The organism is Rhodococcus sp. WS1 (assembly GCF_003797745.1).
Classification (GTDB): domain Bacteria; phylum Actinomycetota; class Actinomycetes; order Mycobacteriales; family Mycobacteriaceae; genus Rhodococcus_F; species Rhodococcus_F erythropolis.
Window position 1 is genome coordinate 688,363 of the sequence record NZ_RKLZ01000001.1, and the last position, 16,461, is coordinate 704,823.

General features: G+C 62.2%; 18 protein-coding genes. 7 read left to right on the forward strand and 11 right to left on the reverse strand.

Features of this window, described 5'->3' with window-relative positions; all coding sequences use genetic code 11:
* Window positions 1-106 precede the first annotated feature (106 nt).
* The 3 genes from EEB12_RS03075 to rimP are packed head-to-tail and all read right to left on the reverse strand — an operon-like array spanning window position 107 to window position 2,150.
* Window positions 107-457, reverse strand: coding sequence for a YlxR family protein (locus tag EEB12_RS03075; RefSeq protein WP_019748063.1), 351 nt, complete (start codon window positions 455-457; stop codon window positions 107-109).
* 44 nt (window positions 458-501) lie between these two features.
* A complete protein-coding gene (gene nusA, locus EEB12_RS03080) occupies window positions 502-1,533 on the reverse strand; it encodes a transcription termination factor NusA (protein ID WP_003942738.1) in 1,032 nt (343 codons plus the stop codon).
* A complete protein-coding gene (rimP, locus tag EEB12_RS03085; RefSeq protein WP_020907437.1) occupies window positions 1,530-2,150 on the reverse strand; it encodes a ribosome maturation factor RimP in 621 nt (206 codons plus the stop codon). Before rimP ends, nusA begins: the two co-directional genes overlap by 4 nt.
* A 271-nt stretch (window positions 2,151-2,421) precedes the next feature.
* On the opposite strand from rimP, the gene EEB12_RS03090 reads away from it, so the two are divergent.
* Window positions 2,422-2,871 (forward strand): hypothetical protein, encoded by a 450-nt coding sequence (locus EEB12_RS03090; RefSeq protein ID WP_031331238.1) that lies wholly within the window; start codon window positions 2,422-2,424, stop codon window positions 2,869-2,871.
* On the forward strand, window positions 2,868-3,323 hold the full coding sequence (locus tag EEB12_RS03095) for a ferritin-like domain-containing protein (protein WP_080945658.1): 456 nt from the start codon (window positions 2,868-2,870) through the stop codon (window positions 3,321-3,323). Before EEB12_RS03090 ends, EEB12_RS03095 begins: the two co-directional genes overlap by 4 nt.
* 54 nt (window positions 3,324-3,377) lie before the next feature.
* On the opposite strand, the gene EEB12_RS03100 is transcribed toward EEB12_RS03095, so the two are convergent.
* On the reverse strand, window positions 3,378-4,802 hold the full coding sequence (locus EEB12_RS03100) for an MFS transporter (protein ID WP_141487394.1): 1,425 nt from the start codon (window positions 4,800-4,802) through the stop codon (window positions 3,378-3,380).
* Window positions 4,803-4,886: 84 nt separating this feature from the next.
* Between EEB12_RS03100 and EEB12_RS03105 the strand changes: the two genes are divergently transcribed.
* The 3 genes from EEB12_RS03105 to EEB12_RS03115 all read left to right on the forward strand — a co-directional run bounded on the left by EEB12_RS03105 (window position 4,887) and on the right by EEB12_RS03115 (window position 6,952).
* Window positions 4,887-5,522, forward strand: coding sequence for a TetR/AcrR family transcriptional regulator (locus EEB12_RS03105; RefSeq protein WP_020969397.1), 636 nt, complete (start codon window positions 4,887-4,889; stop codon window positions 5,520-5,522).
* 96 nt (window positions 5,523-5,618) lie between these two features.
* Window positions 5,619-6,116: a nuclear transport factor 2 family protein gene (locus EEB12_RS03110; protein ID WP_029255178.1), complete on the forward strand. Its 498-nt coding sequence runs from the start codon at window positions 5,619-5,621 to the stop codon at window positions 6,114-6,116.
* Window positions 6,113-6,952 carry an SDR family NAD(P)-dependent oxidoreductase gene (locus EEB12_RS03115; protein WP_141487395.1) on the forward strand — a complete coding sequence of 280 codons (840 nt, stop codon included), beginning with the start codon at window positions 6,113-6,115 and terminating at the stop codon, window positions 6,950-6,952. The genes EEB12_RS03110 and EEB12_RS03115 overlap by 4 nt, the downstream gene beginning before the upstream one ends.
* On the opposite strand, the gene EEB12_RS03120 is transcribed toward EEB12_RS03115, so the two are convergent.
* Both EEB12_RS03120 and EEB12_RS03125 read right to left on the reverse strand, forming a co-directional pair.
* Entirely contained in the window at window positions 6,914-7,870 is a 957-nt protein-coding gene (locus EEB12_RS03120) for a DMT family transporter (RefSeq protein ID WP_070386731.1), read from the reverse strand. The two genes, EEB12_RS03115 and EEB12_RS03120, sit on opposite strands and share 39 nt — an antisense overlap.
* A 91-nt stretch (window positions 7,871-7,961) precedes the next feature.
* Complete coding sequence (locus EEB12_RS03125; protein WP_020907429.1) at window positions 7,962-9,257, reverse strand: MFS transporter; 1,296 nt, start codon at window positions 9,255-9,257, stop codon at window positions 7,962-7,964.
* Between the two features lie 159 nt (window positions 9,258-9,416).
* Here EEB12_RS03125 and EEB12_RS03130 point away from each other — a divergent pair, with 159 nt between their 5' ends.
* Window positions 9,417-9,842: a pyridoxamine 5'-phosphate oxidase family protein gene (locus EEB12_RS03130; RefSeq protein WP_020907428.1), complete on the forward strand. Its 426-nt coding sequence runs from the start codon at window positions 9,417-9,419 to the stop codon at window positions 9,840-9,842.
* Between the two features lie 76 nt (window positions 9,843-9,918).
* Here EEB12_RS03130 and EEB12_RS03135 read toward each other — a convergent pair whose 3' ends face one another.
* The 5 genes from EEB12_RS03135 to EEB12_RS03155 all read right to left on the reverse strand — a co-directional run bounded on the left by EEB12_RS03135 (window position 9,919) and on the right by EEB12_RS03155 (window position 15,662).
* Complete coding sequence (locus tag EEB12_RS03135) at window positions 9,919-10,698, reverse strand: nuclear transport factor 2 family protein (RefSeq protein WP_099697914.1); 780 nt, start codon at window positions 10,696-10,698, stop codon at window positions 9,919-9,921.
* Entirely contained in the window at window positions 10,695-12,425 is a 1,731-nt protein-coding gene (locus EEB12_RS03140; RefSeq protein WP_099697915.1) for an acyl-CoA dehydrogenase family protein, read from the reverse strand. Before EEB12_RS03140 ends, EEB12_RS03135 begins: the two co-directional genes overlap by 4 nt.
* 58 nt (window positions 12,426-12,483) lie before the next feature.
* Complete coding sequence (locus tag EEB12_RS03145) at window positions 12,484-13,143, reverse strand: rhomboid-like protein (protein ID WP_021343988.1); 660 nt, start codon at window positions 13,141-13,143, stop codon at window positions 12,484-12,486.
* Between the two features lie 22 nt (window positions 13,144-13,165).
* Window positions 13,166-13,837, reverse strand: a complete 672-nt coding sequence (locus EEB12_RS03150) for an O-methyltransferase (protein ID WP_141487396.1) — start codon at window positions 13,835-13,837, stop codon at window positions 13,166-13,168.
* A gap of 79 nt (window positions 13,838-13,916) precedes the next feature.
* Complete coding sequence (locus tag EEB12_RS03155; protein ID WP_020969391.1) at window positions 13,917-15,662, reverse strand: proline--tRNA ligase; 1,746 nt, start codon at window positions 15,660-15,662, stop codon at window positions 13,917-13,919.
* A 55-nt stretch (window positions 15,663-15,717) separates the two neighbouring features.
* On the opposite strand from EEB12_RS03155, the gene yaaA reads away from it, so the two are divergent.
* Window positions 15,718-16,461: a peroxide stress protein YaaA gene (gene yaaA / locus EEB12_RS03160; RefSeq protein ID WP_141487397.1), complete on the forward strand. Its 744-nt coding sequence runs from the start codon at window positions 15,718-15,720 to the stop codon at window positions 16,459-16,461.

The following is a 16,461-nucleotide window of genomic DNA, read 5'->3' on the forward strand; positions in this document are numbered from 1 at the left end:
CTCTCCTCACTGATGAGGTCGAGCAGGAGGCATCCCACAGATGTGGGTCCCGCACGACCTCGGGTTATCGCCGATGGACGTTCATCGTTGGTGCTTCACGGTGTGCTCATGAGTGCTTGTGCCTGTTCTTCTCGAGAGGTACTGCTTTTGTGTGAACTGCGTCGACCAGCTGGTCGACAGCGGACGTGTCCAGATTTCCGGACACTCGCAGTGCTCTGCTGAATGCTCGGCGCCGCTCTGCCAGGCTCAGACAACTCGGATCCAGGTGCAGCCATGCACCTCGACCGGGGAGTCTTCGCGATACGTCGGGGACGAGCGGGGAACCCTCCGGCCCCTGCTCACCAACCACGACCCTCAACAGATCGACAGCCGACCCTTGTTCCCTGCACCCCACACACGTTCTGACCGGCGAACCGGGTTTCACGCGCGCAGAATCCGAGGACTCACGTCGAACCATTGTCCACTCTACCGCCGAACCGTCTCGATCACTGCATTCCACCGTTATCCGTTGGACGTGGCGGGCCGGTCGGACGCGTCGCCAACAGGTGCCGCATCGCTCCGAATGTCGATACGCCAACCCGTCAACCGTGCAGCCAGGCGGGCATTTTGACCCTCTTTTCCGATGGCCAACGAAAGCTGGAAATCGGGCACGATGACACGGGCCGCACGAGCCTCGGGATCGACGACAGTGACGGAGACCACTTTCGACGGGGAAAGTGCGTTGCCCACAAACGTCGCGGGATCTTCGTCGAAGTCGATGATGTCGATCTTCTCCCCCGCAAGTTCGCTCATGACGTTGCGGACGCGCTGACCCATCGGGCCGATGCATGCACCCTTTGCGTTCAGCCCCTGCACGCGTGAGGCAACGGCGATCTTGGAACGGTGTCCCGCTTCGCGCGCGACGTTGATGATCTCGACGCTGCCGTCCGCGATCTCCGGAACCTCGAGTGCGAACAACTTGCGAACCAGGTTCGGATGGGTCCGCGAGAGGGTGATCTGGGGGCCACGGGCGCCGCGAGCAACCCCGACGACGTAGCACTTGATGCGCTCGCCGTGTTCGTAGTTCTCGCCGGGAACCTGTTCTGCGGGCGGCAACAATCCTTCGGCGCCATTGGATTCGCTGCCGATTCGAACGACGACCATCCCGCGAGAGTTTGCACGCGTGTCGCGCTGAATGACACCGCCGACGATTTCACCCTCATGGGTGGAGAACTCACCGAAACTGCGCTCGTGCTCGGCGTCGCGCAAACGCTGCAGGATGACCTGGCGTGCGGTGGTCGCCGCGATTCGACCGAATCCTTCGGGAGTGTCGTCCCACTCCTCGCCGATCATGTTGCCGTCGGCATCGGTGTCGTGTGCCATCACTCGCACCGAACCGGTCTTGATGTTGACATCGATCCGAGCGTTCTGCTTGTGCCCCTCGGTGTGGCGGTACGCCGTCAGCAGCGCGGTCTGGATCGTGGCGATCACAGTTTCGATCGAAACGCCCTTTTCGGCTTCGATCGCTCGCAACGCTGCAATGTCGATATTCACTTGTCGAACCCTTCTTCGTTTTCTACGTCTTCTAATTCTGCTTCGTCGTCTTCGACACTGTCCACGCCCGAGTCGTCGGTGAGGTCAACCGCATCCGAGGGAACTGCGCGCCCCTCCGGGATGCCGCCCGCGAGTTCCAACTCCGCCTCACTGGGCTTCGAGAACTCCACCTGAACTACGGCCTTCTGAACGTCGCCCAGTGCAATCTCTCGCACGGTCAGTCCGCCACGGCCACCGATGACAACCGCCACGGAATCGTCGTTCAACGTTCCGATACGGCCGACCACGGTCTCGCCGGCCAGATCGATACGCGCTTTGCGTCCACGAGCTCGACGCCAGTGACGCTCGAGCGTCAGTGGACGATCGATTCCCGGAGAGGTCACCTCGAGGGTGTACGGCGTTTCACCGATTTCCTCGAGGCTGTCGAAAAGTTCCGAAACGAGTCTGCTGATCTCTGCGGCGGCATCGAGTTCGATCCCGGCATCGCTGTCGACCATGATGCGCACCGCGCTGTGCTTGCCCGCACTGGTCACGACAACGTCTTCGACGTCGTAACCCTGGGCGTGCACGAGTTCGGAGATCAGCTCGATCACCCTCTCCCTGGATGGCACCGGCATCTCGCGAACTCCTCATTTCAGTTGTCGTCGATTGTCCGACTTGTGTCGACTGTCGACGTGGGCGGCTGCGAGCATGAAAAGACACCAGGTGCCTCATGCTGCAAGCATCCAAGAGTACCGCTCATTACGCGTCTCCGTGACCAGAGTGCCCGACGCACGTCACACTTGAACACGTGCCGCGGATTCGAACGATCGGCCGACCACCTGGCACGATGGACTGGTGCTGACGCCCATGACTACTACCCCACTCTCCCGGCGGAGTGCGCTCAAGATGACGGGAACCGCAGCAGCGTTGGGCGCTGCAGCCTTCTCGTTGTCCGCCTGCACCGACACCGGCACAGCGGAGGCGGCTGCAGAAGTCGACCAGTTGACGGCCCAGGCCGAGCGAGCTCGCTCCGACGCGGCAGCCGCAACCGCCGCCATCGCTCTTGCGCCGGACAAGTCGGCATCACTGACCACGATCAGCGCCGAACGCACAGCGCATGCACTCGAACTCGACGCCGAGATTGCGCGAGCAGCGGGCGGCGGCGCTACGACCACTGCGCCCCCGTCGACCTCGGTCGCAAACGCTCCGACGGGCGTCGACACCTTGAGGACCTCGCTTAACGATTCGGCGCGCAGTGCCGCGGATCTCGCTCGCACGATGTCCGGCTATCGCGCGGGCTTGCTCGGTTCGATCAGCGCGTCGTGCTCGACCCAGGTTGCGGTGTTGCTTCCATGATCACTTCGCACACCCGTCGAACCGAGAGTTCTGCATTGCTGACCGCAATCGAATCAGAGAATGCCGCGATCTTCGCTTACGGAGTGGTTGCCGCGTTTTCGAATCCTGCCCGTGTCAACGAAGTTGCCACACATACAGCCGCGCACCGCGCGCGACGTGATGCGCTGGTTGCCCTGTCGACCGACGCGGGCGAGACCCCGCCGACAGCCGCGGCAGCCTACGAGATCCCGTTCCCGGTGACGGACGCCGTTACCGCGGCACAACTGGCAGCACAGATCGAATCCGACACCGCCGTGACCTACCGGGCATTCGTCGAACAGGTCGATACCGACCAACTCCGCACGTTCGGAATCGACGGCCTGACCGATGCGGCAATCCGCGGCGCCGGATGGCGGTCCGCACTGGGAACCGCTCCGTCCACATCAGCGTTCCCAGGGGACCCGGCTTCGTAAACTGCTGTGCGCCTTTATTAACCGCCGGCGGTTAATAAAGGCGCACAGCAGTGCTCAGCTCTTGCGATGCGAGGGCACGAACCAAGCCGCAACCACGGCCACCAATACGAAGCAACCGCCGACGCGCAGGGCAGGTGTCAGCGCATCTCCGTAACCGAGTGGCGTGAGCGCACCCCCGGCCGCAAGGAAGACTGCGGTGAGAACCGCGATTCCCAGCGCAACACCGATCTCGCGAAGCGTCGAGTTGGTCGAACTGGCCGTTCCGTGATCAGGCTCGTCCATGTCGACGAGGACCGCCGTGGAACTCGGCGCGAAGGTCAGGCCCATGCCGATGCCCGCCATCAGTAGCGCCGGAACCAGCGAACCGTACGTCACGTCGGGACCGATCAACGCGGCCAACCAGAACAATGCTCCGGCCTGGAGAAGTAGACCGGTCAGCAGAAGTGAACGGAGCCCGACCTTCGGCGCCAGAAAACCGGCGAGAGGAGCGAAAATCATCGGCGCTGCCGTCCACGGAAGCGTCCGCAGGCCTGCTTGGAACGGGCTGTAGCCCATCACGATCTGGAGGTACTGCGACAGAAGGAACACCGCTCCGAAGATCCCGATCGAGAAGGTCAAGCCGATGACGTTCGCCATCGAGAAGCTGCGTGAACGGAACAGACGTAGTGGCATGACCGGATGTGACGTCTTCATCTCGCGAAGAACGAACAGCGCCAACGCGACTGCGGAACCGACCAACGACGCAACCACTCCAAGCGATCCCCAGCCGTCGTCGTTGCCGTGAACGATCCCCCACACCGCCAGAAACACACCGAGTCCGGCGAGTGCGACACCGGGAAGGTCGAGAGGTTGTGTGCGACCGGTCGATTCACGCAACGCATACAACGCGAGAGGAACGGCAACGATCGCAACCGGCACGTTGATCCAGAAGATCCCCTGCCAAGAGAACCCGTCGACTACCGCTCCACCGACCACGGGACCCATCGCGATTCCCAGTCCGGAGACGCCACCCCAGACACCGATTGCCATGGCGCGCTTGGCTTCCGGTACGGCTGCGACGAGGAGGGTCAGCGAGAGCGGCATGATCGCGGCTGCGCCCGCGCCTTGAAATGCCCGGGCCGCAATCAGCAGGGCGGGAGTTGTCGACAGCGCCGAAGCGATCGATGCAGCCGTGAACAGCCCGATTCCGAACACGAACATCCGGCGGCGTCCCCACCGATCGCCGAGCGTCGTCGCCGAAAGCATCAGCGTCGCAAAGCAGAGCGTGTACGCATTCATGAACCATTGGAGCTGCCCGACGGACGCGTTCAGTTCCTTCTCGATCACCGGCAGCGCGCTCGTCATCACGAGGTTGTCGAGGGTAGCCATGAACATGGGCAGAGAAGCAGCAACCATCGCTATCGCGATCGGAACCTTACGTCCTCCACTGTTTTCCGACCCGGATGCGGCGTCCGATCCGGACTTCGTCAAAACGGTCATCGTGATTCCTCGATGTGAAGGTGCCTTAAGGCATCGATTGATTACTTAAGTCGAAACTAAGCTATCCGGTGATAACGTGTCAATATGTCGATCGGTGCAGCTGAACCACGTACCCGCAGGATGAGCGCACCGGAACGTCGCGCACTGGTCCTTGCCGCGGCAACGCGGGCATTTGCAAAGGGCGGATACTCCGGCACCAGCACGGACGCCGTCGCCAAGGAAGCCGGCGTCTCGCAGCCCTACGTCGTGCGCATGTTCGGAACCAAGGCAGATTTGTTCCACGCGGTGTTCACGCGTGCGCTCGACGAAATCGTCCGCACCTTCAACGACAAATTGGACACCGTCACAATCGATCCGAGCAATCCGCAGTTCTGGGCCGAACTCGGATCCGCCTACGGCGAGCTGGTCCTCGATCGAGATCTGCTGCTCGTCATGTTGCACGGCTTCGCAACCAGCACCGACGACGTCGCCGCCGTGTCCCGGACCGCCATGTCCGGCATCTACACCTTGCTGCGCGAGCGCACCGGTTGCACGCCCGAGCAAGCACGCTTGTTCATCGCGAACGGCATGCTGATCAACAATCTGCTCGCAATGATGGCACCCGAACACGCCGAAGAAGATCCGGCCCTCGGCGAACTCTGGGGCAGCGTCTTCAGCGACTCGACTGCAATCACTCTCACCGGCGACGAATCCTCGAGCGAAACCGACACCGTTTCCTGACCGGTCACTGGGAAAAACTACACACATGTGACTGAGGACACCCTACAGTCGATCCGACATGTCTCCGGGAAACCCAGACGAAAAGGACCGACGGTAGTGGATCTCGCACAACGCCTCGACGCGCTCGAACAGATCGAGGAAATCAAGAAGCTCAAACATGGCTACTGGCGAGCATGTGACGCCAAGGATCCGGTTCGGTTCCGCAGCAGCTTCATCCGTTCAGGAGCGTCGATCGACTACGGCCGTCTCGGCGCGTTCGACGACGCCGGGCCGATGGCGGACATCTTCGAGAAGATCGCTCTTCGCAAGGTCGACGGCCGGTACGCGGTGCTCGACATGCATCACGGGTTGCATCCCGACATCACACTGACCTCGGAGACGTCGGCGGTGGGGCGATGGACTCTGCAGTTCCGCCAGGTCGACACTGTCGGACGCACCGAGAAGTTGATGACCGGCGAATACGACGACAAATACGTGATCGAGGACGGTGTGTGGAAAATGAGTCAATGCCACTTCACGGAGACGTGGTCGATCACCACTCCCCTGTCCCCCGACACTGATATCGCCGAGGGTTCGTTGGGAGGCCCCCGATGACCACGTCGACAAACGGCAAAGTAGCGCTCGTGACCGGCGCGAGTAGGAGCGTCGGTAAAGGCATTGCCCTCGCACTGGGAAGCGACGGCTGGACGGTGTACGTGACGGCCCGAGGCACCGTCGGCGCCGACAGCCCACTCGATCGCACCGCGGCGGAGATCACCGAGCGCGGCGGTCACGGCATTGCCGTGCAGTGCGATCACGCCGACGATCAACAGATCGTCGACCTGTTTGCACGCATCGCCGAGGAACAGTCAGGCCGCCTCGATCTTCTGGTCAACAACGTCTGGGCCAACCCGGCGGGCTATGCCGGCTTCGCCGATCCGTTCTGGAAGAGGCCGATCGACGATTGGGATTCGCTGATCGGAATCGGACTGCGCGCCCACTACGTTGCTTCGGTGGAAGCGGCGAAGTTGATGGTCCCCCGGGGCAGTGGAGTGATCGGCAATATCTCGTCATTCGGCACCCGCGGGTACCTGCACTCTGTCCTGTACGGGATGTCGAAGGCAGGTTTGGACAAGATGGCCGCCGACATGGCTGTCGATTTGAAGGGAACCGGCGTCACCGCACTTTCCTTCTGGCTCGGGTTGATCCGCAACGAGCGGATGGAGGCGAGTGGGATCGAGAGCTTCGAAGGCTTCTCACTGGCCGAGGCCGAAACCCCGGAATTCGTCGGCCAGGTCATCACTGCATTGGCCAACGATCCAGAAGTGAACGCGCGCAGCGGTCACACACTGATCACCGCCGAGACGGCCGTCGAGTACGGAATCACCGACGCCAACGGGAAACAACCTGCGTCACACCGCAGTGCCTTCGGTGGCGGCCCGCTTTTCTGAATCATCGGTCGCAGTGGTCGCGTCGCGTGCCGGCACAGCACGCGGCGCTGCCACTCGCGCCTTCAGGGCAAGCCAGGCACACCCGATGACGACGACGCCGCCGGCCACGATCGAGGGTGACAACGCCTCACCGAGGATCAGCGCCGACCAGGCAATGCTGAGCACCGGTTGAACCAACTGTGTTTGGCTCACAGTGGAAATGGGACCGATCGCCAGACCCCGGTACCAGGGAAAGAACCCGAGAAACATACTCACGCATCCCAGGTAGGCAAACGAAAGCCACGAATTCACATCGGCAGAGACCGGAGCCTGGGCCATGGACGCCACCGTCAACGCAATCGTGACCGGCAGTCCGAGAATCAATGCCCAGGCGATCGTCTGCCACGACCCGATCTCGCGGGCCAGCAACGCACCTTCCGAATATGCCAGCGCTGCACAGACAACCGCGGCGAACAGAAGAAGATCAGCGAGATGGAACGAGCCGAGTCCGCCGTTTGCGACGGCCACGAACCCTACGACCGATACCGCACCGGCGGCGCTTGCCCACCAGAATCCCTTACTGGGACGCTCTTTTCCTCGGACGACGGCAAATACCGCGGTCGCAGCGGGAAGTAGCCCGATCACGACTGCCGCGTGACTCGCCGGCGATGTCTGCAACGCAAACGTGGTGAACAGTGAAAACCCCAGTACCGCGCCAACGGTCACGAGTGCGATGCGCAACCACTGCCGAAGCGTCGGAAGCGTCGCGCGAGTAACCGACAGCATCACAATCGCAAGGGCCCCGGCAACGACGGCGCGGCCCGCGCCGACGAACAGGGGGTCGAGATCCGCGACGGCGACCCTCGTGAGCGGAACGGTGAACGAGAACGCCAGAACACCGAGCAAGCCCCACCACAAACCGGATCGAGACGATGGCATCGGTAGCGGTGCCCGTGACGTGACGATAGCGCTACTCTTCATACTCATATTCAACGATAGCAGTAGCGCACCAACCTGCGAAACTGGTATTTCAGGTGCGAACCCGTGTGCAGGAGATCGAAATTGCACCGAGCAGTCCGACGAGCGCGAAAGCGTAGAAACCCCACGGCACGGCGTAACCCGCACCCAGGAGAACTCCGCCCAGAATCGGGCCACAGATCGCACCGACCCGGCCGACACCCGCCGACCATCCGAGCGCTGTCGCGCGAATCTGCGGTGGGTGATTGGCGCTCGTGAAGGCGTAGACCAGTACCTGTGCACTGAAAACGAAGCATCCGGCGAGGAAGACCATCACGTAGATTCCGAACGACACCTTCACACTCAGAAGCGCCAGGAACAACGCTGCTCCCGTGAACCACACGATTGCTGCGGTACGCGGGCCGATCTTGTTCGCGACGCCCCCGGCGATCAACAGCCCGACGACGGCTCCGGCATTGAGGATCAGAAGGAACGTCAACGAGGCTCCGAGGTTGTAACCGGCCTCGCGCATGATCGTCGGAAGCCACGTGTTCAATCCGTAGACGAGCAGCAAGCCCATGAAACTGGTGATCCAGATGGCGATGCTGTTACGCAGGAACTTCGAAGAGAACAGTGCGCGAACGGGATTGGCGGCTTCGGCGCGCCCAGCTTCGGACGTAGGCGCAGCCTCGAGCTCGACACCGTAGCGGGCAGCGATTTCCTCGGCCTCGGCACGCTTTCCGTGAGCGAGAAGGTACGACGGGGATTCCGGCAGATACCGCAACATGAGTGGAATCAGGACGACGGCAGGAAGTGCGCCGACAACGAACATCGCCCGCCAACCGAAAGGTTCGATCACGACGAGCGCCAGCGCGGCGGTGGCAACGGCGCCGACGTGATAGCCGGTCATCAGCATGGTCGACGCAGATCCACCGCCTTGTTTCTTCGAGAATTCGTTGACCAGAGCCAATGCCGTCGGAAGGGCGCCACCCAGTCCCACCCCGGCGAGGAAGCGCAGCAGACCGAAGATGAACGGATTGGGCGCAATTGCGCACAACAGAGTCAGAATCGAGAATGCGGCAACGGCGTACAGCAGCGCGCGGCGTCGACCGATGACGTCAGTGAGAGTGCCGATGACGAGGGCGCCGATGGTCATGCCGATGAGCCCGAAGGTCGAGATCATCGTGATCGTGCCGGTACTCAATCCCCACGCGTCGTAGTCGAGAAGCGAAGGAATGACCGCACCGAGTACGACCAGGTCGAATCCGTCCAGAAGCACAGCGATCCAACACAGCGGTGCTACCCACATTGCGGCACGCGCCCCAGGCGAACCGGTGATCGAACTCGATTGCGTATGCGGTGCGGTCATCGGATCCTCGACATTCACTGCTTGTGGGCGTTCGCTACCGGTTCAGATCCAGTAGTCCAGATCGAGATCTGTTCGCATTGCGAACGCATGTTCATAATGAGCACATCGATTGTGTACGGAGTCACAACGCCATGTCAAACGTCGCGGTAATCTCGAGGAATGGCACTCTCCGAAAATGAGCGTGAACAGTTCCTGGCCGAACCCCACATCGGGGCGCTGTCCGTAGCGGACGGCACCGAACGCGGTCCGTTGACCGTCCCGATCTGGTACCTGTACTCACCCGGTGGCAAACCATGGATCCTCACGGGCAAGGATTCACGAAAGGCACGACTCATCGAGTCGGCCGGGCATTTCTCGTTGATGGCCGAAAGGCTCGATCCGACAATCCGTTACGTCAGCGTCAGCGGATCCGTCGACAAGATCGTTCCGGGCACCGACGAGATGCTGGTCGAAGTCTCGCGGCGATACCTGACCCCGGACAAGGTCGACGGATATCTCGAATTCGCGCGATCGCAGTTGGGCGAGCAGGTAGCGATCTATATGAATCCGCAGCACTGGCTGTCTGCGGATCTCGGGGCGATCTGACAATTCTCAGAAAAGCGAAGGCTCGGCGCGCCGGAGTGGCGCGCCGAGCCTGACCTGCATTCGAGTGTTCTCGGTATCAGCTCTCGGTGAAGAAGCGCACCCGATTGAGGCGATGACCGCTCGCCTCGAAGCCGAACAGGGCGATGGCCGGTTCCCCGCACACGATTACGCTCGCCGTCACGGTGCGACCGGCAACCAGCATCTTGCTCTTCGTCACGCCGGTGAGCAGAGCGTTGACGTCGGCATTGGACAACTGCGTCCCCGCCGGAAGCTCGACGGGTACCGGCGGCGTTCGACCGACAGCGGCCGCATCGAGGAACCGCGAAGCCGCCTTCTTGCCTTTGTCTCCGACTCCGAAGATGCCGCGCGAGAATCCGAGCGCACCGCCGATCCCCTGGTTCGAGAGCAGCTGCGGGGTCAATTTCGCGGCCGCCTTCACCCCGGCAACGCCGGCGGTAGCGAGCTGGCTCAGCATCGTTGCCAATTCCCAATGCGCATAGAGGGTTCCGATCCGCAAGGAATCGGGCTCCCCCACCAAGTCGTAGCGCAAATGCATCGGCACGTCGAGGACGACTCCGGTCGACATCTCGGTAGCGAGGCTCAGATCGCGCCACACTGTGCGGCCGCACACGATATCGCGCTCGACGTGGAAGGTGATCGAATTGGGGGCGATGAACGTGTCGTAAAAACTCTCGATCGCCACCTGCCCGTTATGCGGACGTGAACCTACAGGGTCGTTGATCTGGCCGTCTTCGGCAAACAGCGCAACCCAGGTCGAGCGGTCATGCGCGCCGACGGCTTTCGGGGATCCCTCCACGACGGCCATCAACTGCTCACGTACCACCGGCGCGGTCATGCGCGCATCTCGTATGCACCGTCGTACGCCTTGACCTGCTGCCACACCCGGTCGAAGCGTTCACTGTCCACAACAGGCTTCCGCACTGCGGCCAAGGCCCACTTCTGCTGCTCCGGCGTCGACGACGGCTTTCCGTGCAGTGCGATCGCGTATCCCGAGAAGTCGCGAATCTGGAAGTCGAAGATCTGATCGACAACGTCGGCGTCGAGTCCGCTGATCTCGGCCTGCTCGAGAATCAGATGACCGTAGACGACGAGGGAGAACAGGTGCCCGACATTGAGCATGAAATCGAGATCCTTCTGCTGCTGCGCGTCCGGCGCTGCCGCAGTGAGCAATTCGGTGAGTGCGATCGCCTGCTCGTAGAAACGAGCGACGTTCGGGATCGAAGAGTGCTTCTCGTAGACGGGCTTCCACTCGTGGAACTGGATCTTCGCAGCGCCGCGGGTCGGTCCCTGATTCCAGAAGAACTCGTCGTCGGCTGCGTCGTCGCGCGTGACGATCTCCGGGAACTCCGCGGGGTTGAACAGGTAGTTCGGCAAGAACTTGAGGATCAGGCCGACGTTGACGTGGACGGTGCCCTCGAGCTTGGGCAGCGTGCCGATCATCTGCGCTGCTTCACGGAAGTACGTGGACTTCTCGTACCCCTTTGCCGCGATCACGTCGTGCAGCAACGTGACGACCTTTTCACCTTCCGAGGTGACCTTGGCCTTGGTCATGGGATTGAACAGCAGGTAGCGACGGTCTTCGAGGCTGGCGCTGCGGAAGTAGTCGACCGCCCGCGCGCTGAACTGTTTCATCGCGATCAACCGTGAGTACGCGTCGACGAAGGCGGCGCGTACATGGGCGAAGTCCGTGACCGGATTACCGTAGAGAATTCGATTCTGCGCGTGAGTGATTGCTTCGAAGAACGCATGTTCGGTGATCCCGATGGAGCCGGTGCACAGGTTGAACTTTCCGACGTTGACCGTGTTGAGCGCGGCCTCGAATGCGGCGACGCCGGTGTGCAGAATGTCTTCCTCGCGCACCGGGTAGTCGTCGAGGCGGAAATTGCTGACGTACATTTGCCCGCGCAGGACGTTGTCCACAAGCTGATAGTTCGGATGTGCACTGTCGGCGACGAAGAACACGTAGCCTTCGGGACCCTCGACGTCGGTACGACGCCCGAACACAGACACCATTCCGGCTACGTTGCCGTTTCCGATGTAGTACTTCTCGCCGCTCGCGCGGAAGGCGACGTCGCCGTCGGTGGGAGTGAGAAGCATGTCGGTGGAGTACACGTCGGCGCCGTGATCACGCTCGGACAGGCCGAACGCCATGACACCACCGTCGACGAGTTCCTGCGCTGCGCGCTTCTTCGCTGCGTCGTTGTCACTCATCCAGATCGGTCCGAGTCCGAGGATCGTGACCTGCCAGGCGTACCAGTAAGCGAGTCCGTAGAAACCGAAGATCTCACTCAAGGCCGCGTTGCGGGCACCGTCCCAACGACGGTTCTCGTCACCGTCGGCGAATGCCGCCGGAGTCTGGAACGTCGCGAACAACTTCTCCTTGCCGACGAACTCGAGAAAGTCGGAGACCCACACGGCGTCGAGGTCGTCCTGAAGCAGTTGCTTCTTGCCGCGGCTCTCGAACCATTCGATGGTGGCTCGCAGCAAACGGCGGGTCTCCGGATCGAACTGAGCGGGGTCGTAAGTATGGGGGTTGAAGAGCAATCCATCGGTGCCAGACACGTCATTACCTTTCGTCGATGACGCTAAACTACCAGCGGGTAACTTTCCGCGGTGCGATTCATGGAAGACCTGCGATTCTTCGCGAATGCCACAGGTCCATCGGATTCCACGTGCCCGCCCGAGCACGCGTGATCGGATAGCACGCCAATCCCAGCAACAACGCAGACATGTGGCCGATGGCGGTGAAATTGGTGGCGAAAATCAGAGGTACACCGTAGAAGAGCAACAGCCCCGCGAGATAGACGTATCGCCACGGATCGACGATGCGGTACACCAGAATCCCCATGATGCCGGCCAGACCGTAGCTCACTCCCACGTCGAGAGTGTTGACCGCCGACTCCGCCACGTATCCGTGCCGAATACCTTCGTACAGAACACCTTCGCTGATGTACGTGGCTCCGACGTGGGCGATGACGACAACACACAGCCACCGCCACGTCCCGAGCCAACGCTCAGCCGTTGCATGAAAGATGGTGAAGAGAACCAGGTATCCCAACCAACCGCCACCTTCGAGCCAGAAGGCACTCGAGAACAGGACTCGTAGCGGGTCTTCGGCCAGGTGATGCAGATTGGTCGAGCGCTTGCCGAGAAAACGCTCCTCGACATTGTCAGGCAGATGCCGCAGGAACAGCGTGGTGAACAGCAGGGCAAGCAACCAGACATAGGTACCGGGAGCACTGCGCACCCATCGCCATGCCGCCTTTGCTGCCCCCAGCATCCTCACCGCTTCGAGTCTGCGCTCACTCGTTCACTACTGCAACGGCAAACCCGTCCCACCCCTTCGAACCCACGGTTTGAATGGCGGTGCCGTCGAGTTTCGGCTCGGCCGCGATCATCTCCAACACCGCTCGACTCGCTTTGACGCGCTCGTCGTCGATATCCGGGTTGGACACATGTCCCCCACGCACCACGTTGTCCACGATGATGACGGTTCCGGGATGCGAAAGGGCCAACGCCCACCGCACGTACTCGGTGTTGTTCTCCTTGTCGGCGTCGATGAAGACCAAGTCGAAAGGTCCCAACTCTTCCTTCGCGATCGACGGGAGGCTGTCGAGCGCGGCCCCGACGCGGACGTCGACACGGTCAGCCAAGCCGGCGCGCTCGATATTCGCCCGAGCGACATCCGCATGAGTGGGATCGAATTCCAGCGTGATGACCTGGCCCGAGGGGCCGACCGCGCGAGCGAGCCAGATCGTGCTGTATCCGCCGAGCGTTCCGATCTCGAGGACATTGCGCGCCAAGCACATTCGCGCCAGAAGGTTGAGGAGCTTGCCCTGGTTCGGCGCCACGTCGATGGGCGGGAGACCGGCCTCGGAGTTGGCGGCGAGTGCCGCGTCGAGAACCCGATCTTCACCTACCAACGTGGAAACGAGATAGCCGTCGACTTCTGCCCAATCCGGTTCGCGTTCCATAGCCACGATTGTGGCAGAAAAGAAGGGCCGCCGCAGACACCTCGGGAGGTGGCTGCGGCGGCCCTGACGACTATTCGAATCAGCCGCGAACTGCGCTGATGATCTCCTCGATCGCCGAGTCGGCGTCGATCTCACGGCTCTCGCCGGTGAAGCGGTCGCGAATCTCGACCTTGCCGTCGGCCCAACCACGGCCGACGACAACGATCAGCGGAACACCGATCAGCTCGGAGTCCTTGAACTTCACGCCAGGCGACGCCTTACGGTCGTCGAGAATCACTTCGAGTCCGGCACGGTCGAGTTGCGCGGCGAGGCCTTCGGCGCCTTCGCGCGCGGTCTCGTCCTTGTTCGCGATGACGAGGTAGACGTCGGCCGGTGAAACCTCGGCAGGCCAGCGCAGACCCTTCTCGTCATGGTGCTGCTCGGCAATGACGGCCACCAGACGCGAGACGCCGACGCCGTACGAACCCATGGTCGGGCGGACAGGCTTGCCGTTCTCGGCGAGGACGTCGACGGTGAAGACGTCGGTGTACTTGCGGCCGAGCTGGAAGACGTGCCCGATCTCGATACCGCGAGCCGAGACCAGCGTGCCGGCTCCGTCGGGCGAGGCGTCGCCGTCACGAACCTCGGCGGCTTCGATGGTTCCGTCAGGGGTGAAGTCGCGACCGGCAACGAGGCCGACCACGTGCTTGCCGTCTTCGTCGGCGCCGGTGATCCAGCTGGTGCCGTCGACGACGCGCGGGTCGACAAGGTAGCGAACACCGTTGGCCTGCAGAGCCTTCGGGCCGATGTAACCCTTGGCCAGGAACGGGTTGTTCTTGAAGTCGGTCTCGGTGATCATCACGAACTCGGCCGGCTCCAGTGAAGCTTCGAGGCGCTTTTCGTCGACCTCACGGTCGCCGGGGATGCCGATACCGAGCAGTTCCCACTCGCCGCCGGGCAGGCGGGTCTTGACCATGATGTTCTTGAGAGTGTCGGCGGCGGTGATCGTGCGGCCGAGGTCGGCACCGTTCGCCCAGTCCACGAGAGTGTCGATGGTGGGTGTGTTCGCGGTGTCGTACACCTTGGCTTCGGGCAGCCCGTCGAACGGAATCGAGTCGGGAACAACAGTCTTGACGGCCTCGACGTTGGCGGCGTAGCCGGATTCGAGGCAGCGCACGTAGGTGTCTTCGCCGATCTCGCTCTCGGCAAGGAACTCCTCGGACGCGCTGCCGCCCATCGCACCGGAGGTCGCCGAGACGATGACGTACTTGACGCCCAGACGCGTGAAGATCTTCTCGTAGGCGCCGCGGTGCGCCTGGTACGACTCCGTCAGACCTTCGTCGCTGAGGTCGAAGGAGTACGAATCCTTCATGAGGAACTCGCGACCACGCAGAATGCCCGCACGCGGACGCTCTTCGTCGCGGTACTTGGTCTGCACCTGGTACAGGGTGACCGGGAAGTCCTTGTACGAGTTGTACTCACCCTTGACCGTCAGAGCAAAGAGCTCCTCGTGCGTCGGGCCGAGCATGTAGTCGTTGCCCTTGCGGTCCTTGAGGCGGAACAGGTTGGGGCCGTACTCGGTCCAGCGGTTCGACGCCTCGTAGGGATCGCGCGGGAGCAGAGCAGGCAGCAGAATTTCCTGCCCACCAATGGCATTCATTTCTTCGCGGACAACACGCTCAACCTCGCGCAGCACCCGCAATCCCAGCGGCAACCACGAGTAGACGCCTGGAGCGATACGACGCACGTAGCCGGCACGAACCAGCAATTTGTGGCTGGCAACTTCGGCGTCCGAGGGATCGTCACGCAGGGTACGCAGGAACAGGTGGGACAGACGGGTAATCACGAGGTGTAAGGATAGTCGCCGCAGTCGGCCGAGCGGGCCTCGGTACGGTTACAGCGTGCTTGTACTGCTGCCTCCCTCAGAAACCAAGTCCGACGGCGGCAAGGATGCGCCCCTCGATCTGGCCGAACTGTCGATGCCACAGTTGACCGAAACGCGCGAATTGCTGGTTCAGACGCTGGTCGATCTGGCCGCTGACGTCGAGGCGTCGTGCGAAGCGCTCGGGCTCGGTCCGACGCAAGCAGACGAAGTGGAACGCAACGCCAAGCTGTGGGTGTCCGCGACGCGGCCCGCGCTGCAGCGCTACACCGGGGTGCTCTTCGACGCCCTCGACGCCAAGTCGTTCACCCGCGCCCAGAAGGCCAAGGCTCTCGATCGGATCGCGATCGGCTCCGCTCTGTTCGGTGCAGTCCGTGCGGGAGATCTGATCCCCGCCTACCGCCTTTCCGGCGGGTCCAAGCTGCCCGGGATGGGCACGCTCCGCTCACTGTGGAAGCCGGAGTTGCCGAAGGCCTTGGCGGCCGAAGCCGACGGCCTTGTCATCGATCTACGGTCCGGCACCTACCAAGACCTCGGACCGGTTCCGGACGCACTGATCGCAACGGTCCTCACCGAGAAGCCGGACGGCACCCGCACTGTCGTCAGTCACTTCAACAAGCATCACAAAGGTCTGCTCGCCCGTGCGCTGGTGGTCTCGCGCGGCGAACCGACCGACATCAAGGGTGTTGCGCGGGTGGCGTCGAAGGCGGGCTTGCGCGTCGAAATCGCGTCGGAGCGCGAATTGATCATCCTGACGGATTGA

What these genes read in the sequence shown, in the direction of transcription:
- EEB12_RS03115 (WP_141487395.1), top strand. Translation starts at nt 6,113, where the DNA reads ATGACCACGTCGACAAACGGCAAAGTAGCGCTCGTGACCGGCGCGAGT.
- EEB12_RS03105 (WP_020969397.1), top strand. Translation starts at nt 4,887, where the DNA reads ATGTCGATCGGTGCAGCTGAACCACGTACCCGCAGGATGAGCGCACCG.
- EEB12_RS03135 (WP_099697914.1), bottom strand. Translation starts at nt 10,698, where the DNA reads ATGACCGCGCCGGTGGTACGTGAGCAGTTGATGGCCGTCGTGGAGGGA.
- EEB12_RS03095 (WP_080945658.1), top strand. Translation starts at nt 2,868, where the DNA reads ATGATCACTTCGCACACCCGTCGAACCGAGAGTTCTGCATTGCTGACC.
- rimP (WP_020907437.1), bottom strand. Translation starts at nt 2,150, where the DNA reads ATGCCGGTGCCATCCAGGGAGAGGGTGATCGAGCTGATCTCCGAACTC.
- EEB12_RS03100 (WP_141487394.1), bottom strand. Translation starts at nt 4,802, where the DNA reads ATGACCGTTTTGACGAAGTCCGGATCGGACGCCGCATCCGGGTCGGAA.
- EEB12_RS03125 (WP_020907429.1), bottom strand. Translation starts at nt 9,257, where the DNA reads ATGACCGCACCGCATACGCAATCGAGTTCGATCACCGGTTCGCCTGGG.
- EEB12_RS03075 (WP_019748063.1), bottom strand. Translation starts at nt 457, where the DNA reads ATGGTTCGACGTGAGTCCTCGGATTCTGCGCGCGTGAAACCCGGTTCG.
- EEB12_RS03120 (WP_070386731.1), bottom strand. Translation starts at nt 7,870, where the DNA reads ATGCCATCGTCTCGATCCGGTTTGTGGTGGGGCTTGCTCGGTGTTCTG.
- EEB12_RS03090 (WP_031331238.1), top strand. Translation starts at nt 2,422, where the DNA reads ATGACGGGAACCGCAGCAGCGTTGGGCGCTGCAGCCTTCTCGTTGTCC.
- EEB12_RS03145 (WP_021343988.1), bottom strand. Translation starts at nt 13,143, where the DNA reads ATGCTGGGGGCAGCAAAGGCGGCATGGCGATGGGTGCGCAGTGCTCCC.
- EEB12_RS03150 (WP_141487396.1), bottom strand. Translation starts at nt 13,837, where the DNA reads ATGGAACGCGAACCGGATTGGGCAGAAGTCGACGGCTATCTCGTTTCC.
- EEB12_RS03130 (WP_020907428.1), top strand. Translation starts at nt 9,417, where the DNA reads ATGGCACTCTCCGAAAATGAGCGTGAACAGTTCCTGGCCGAACCCCAC.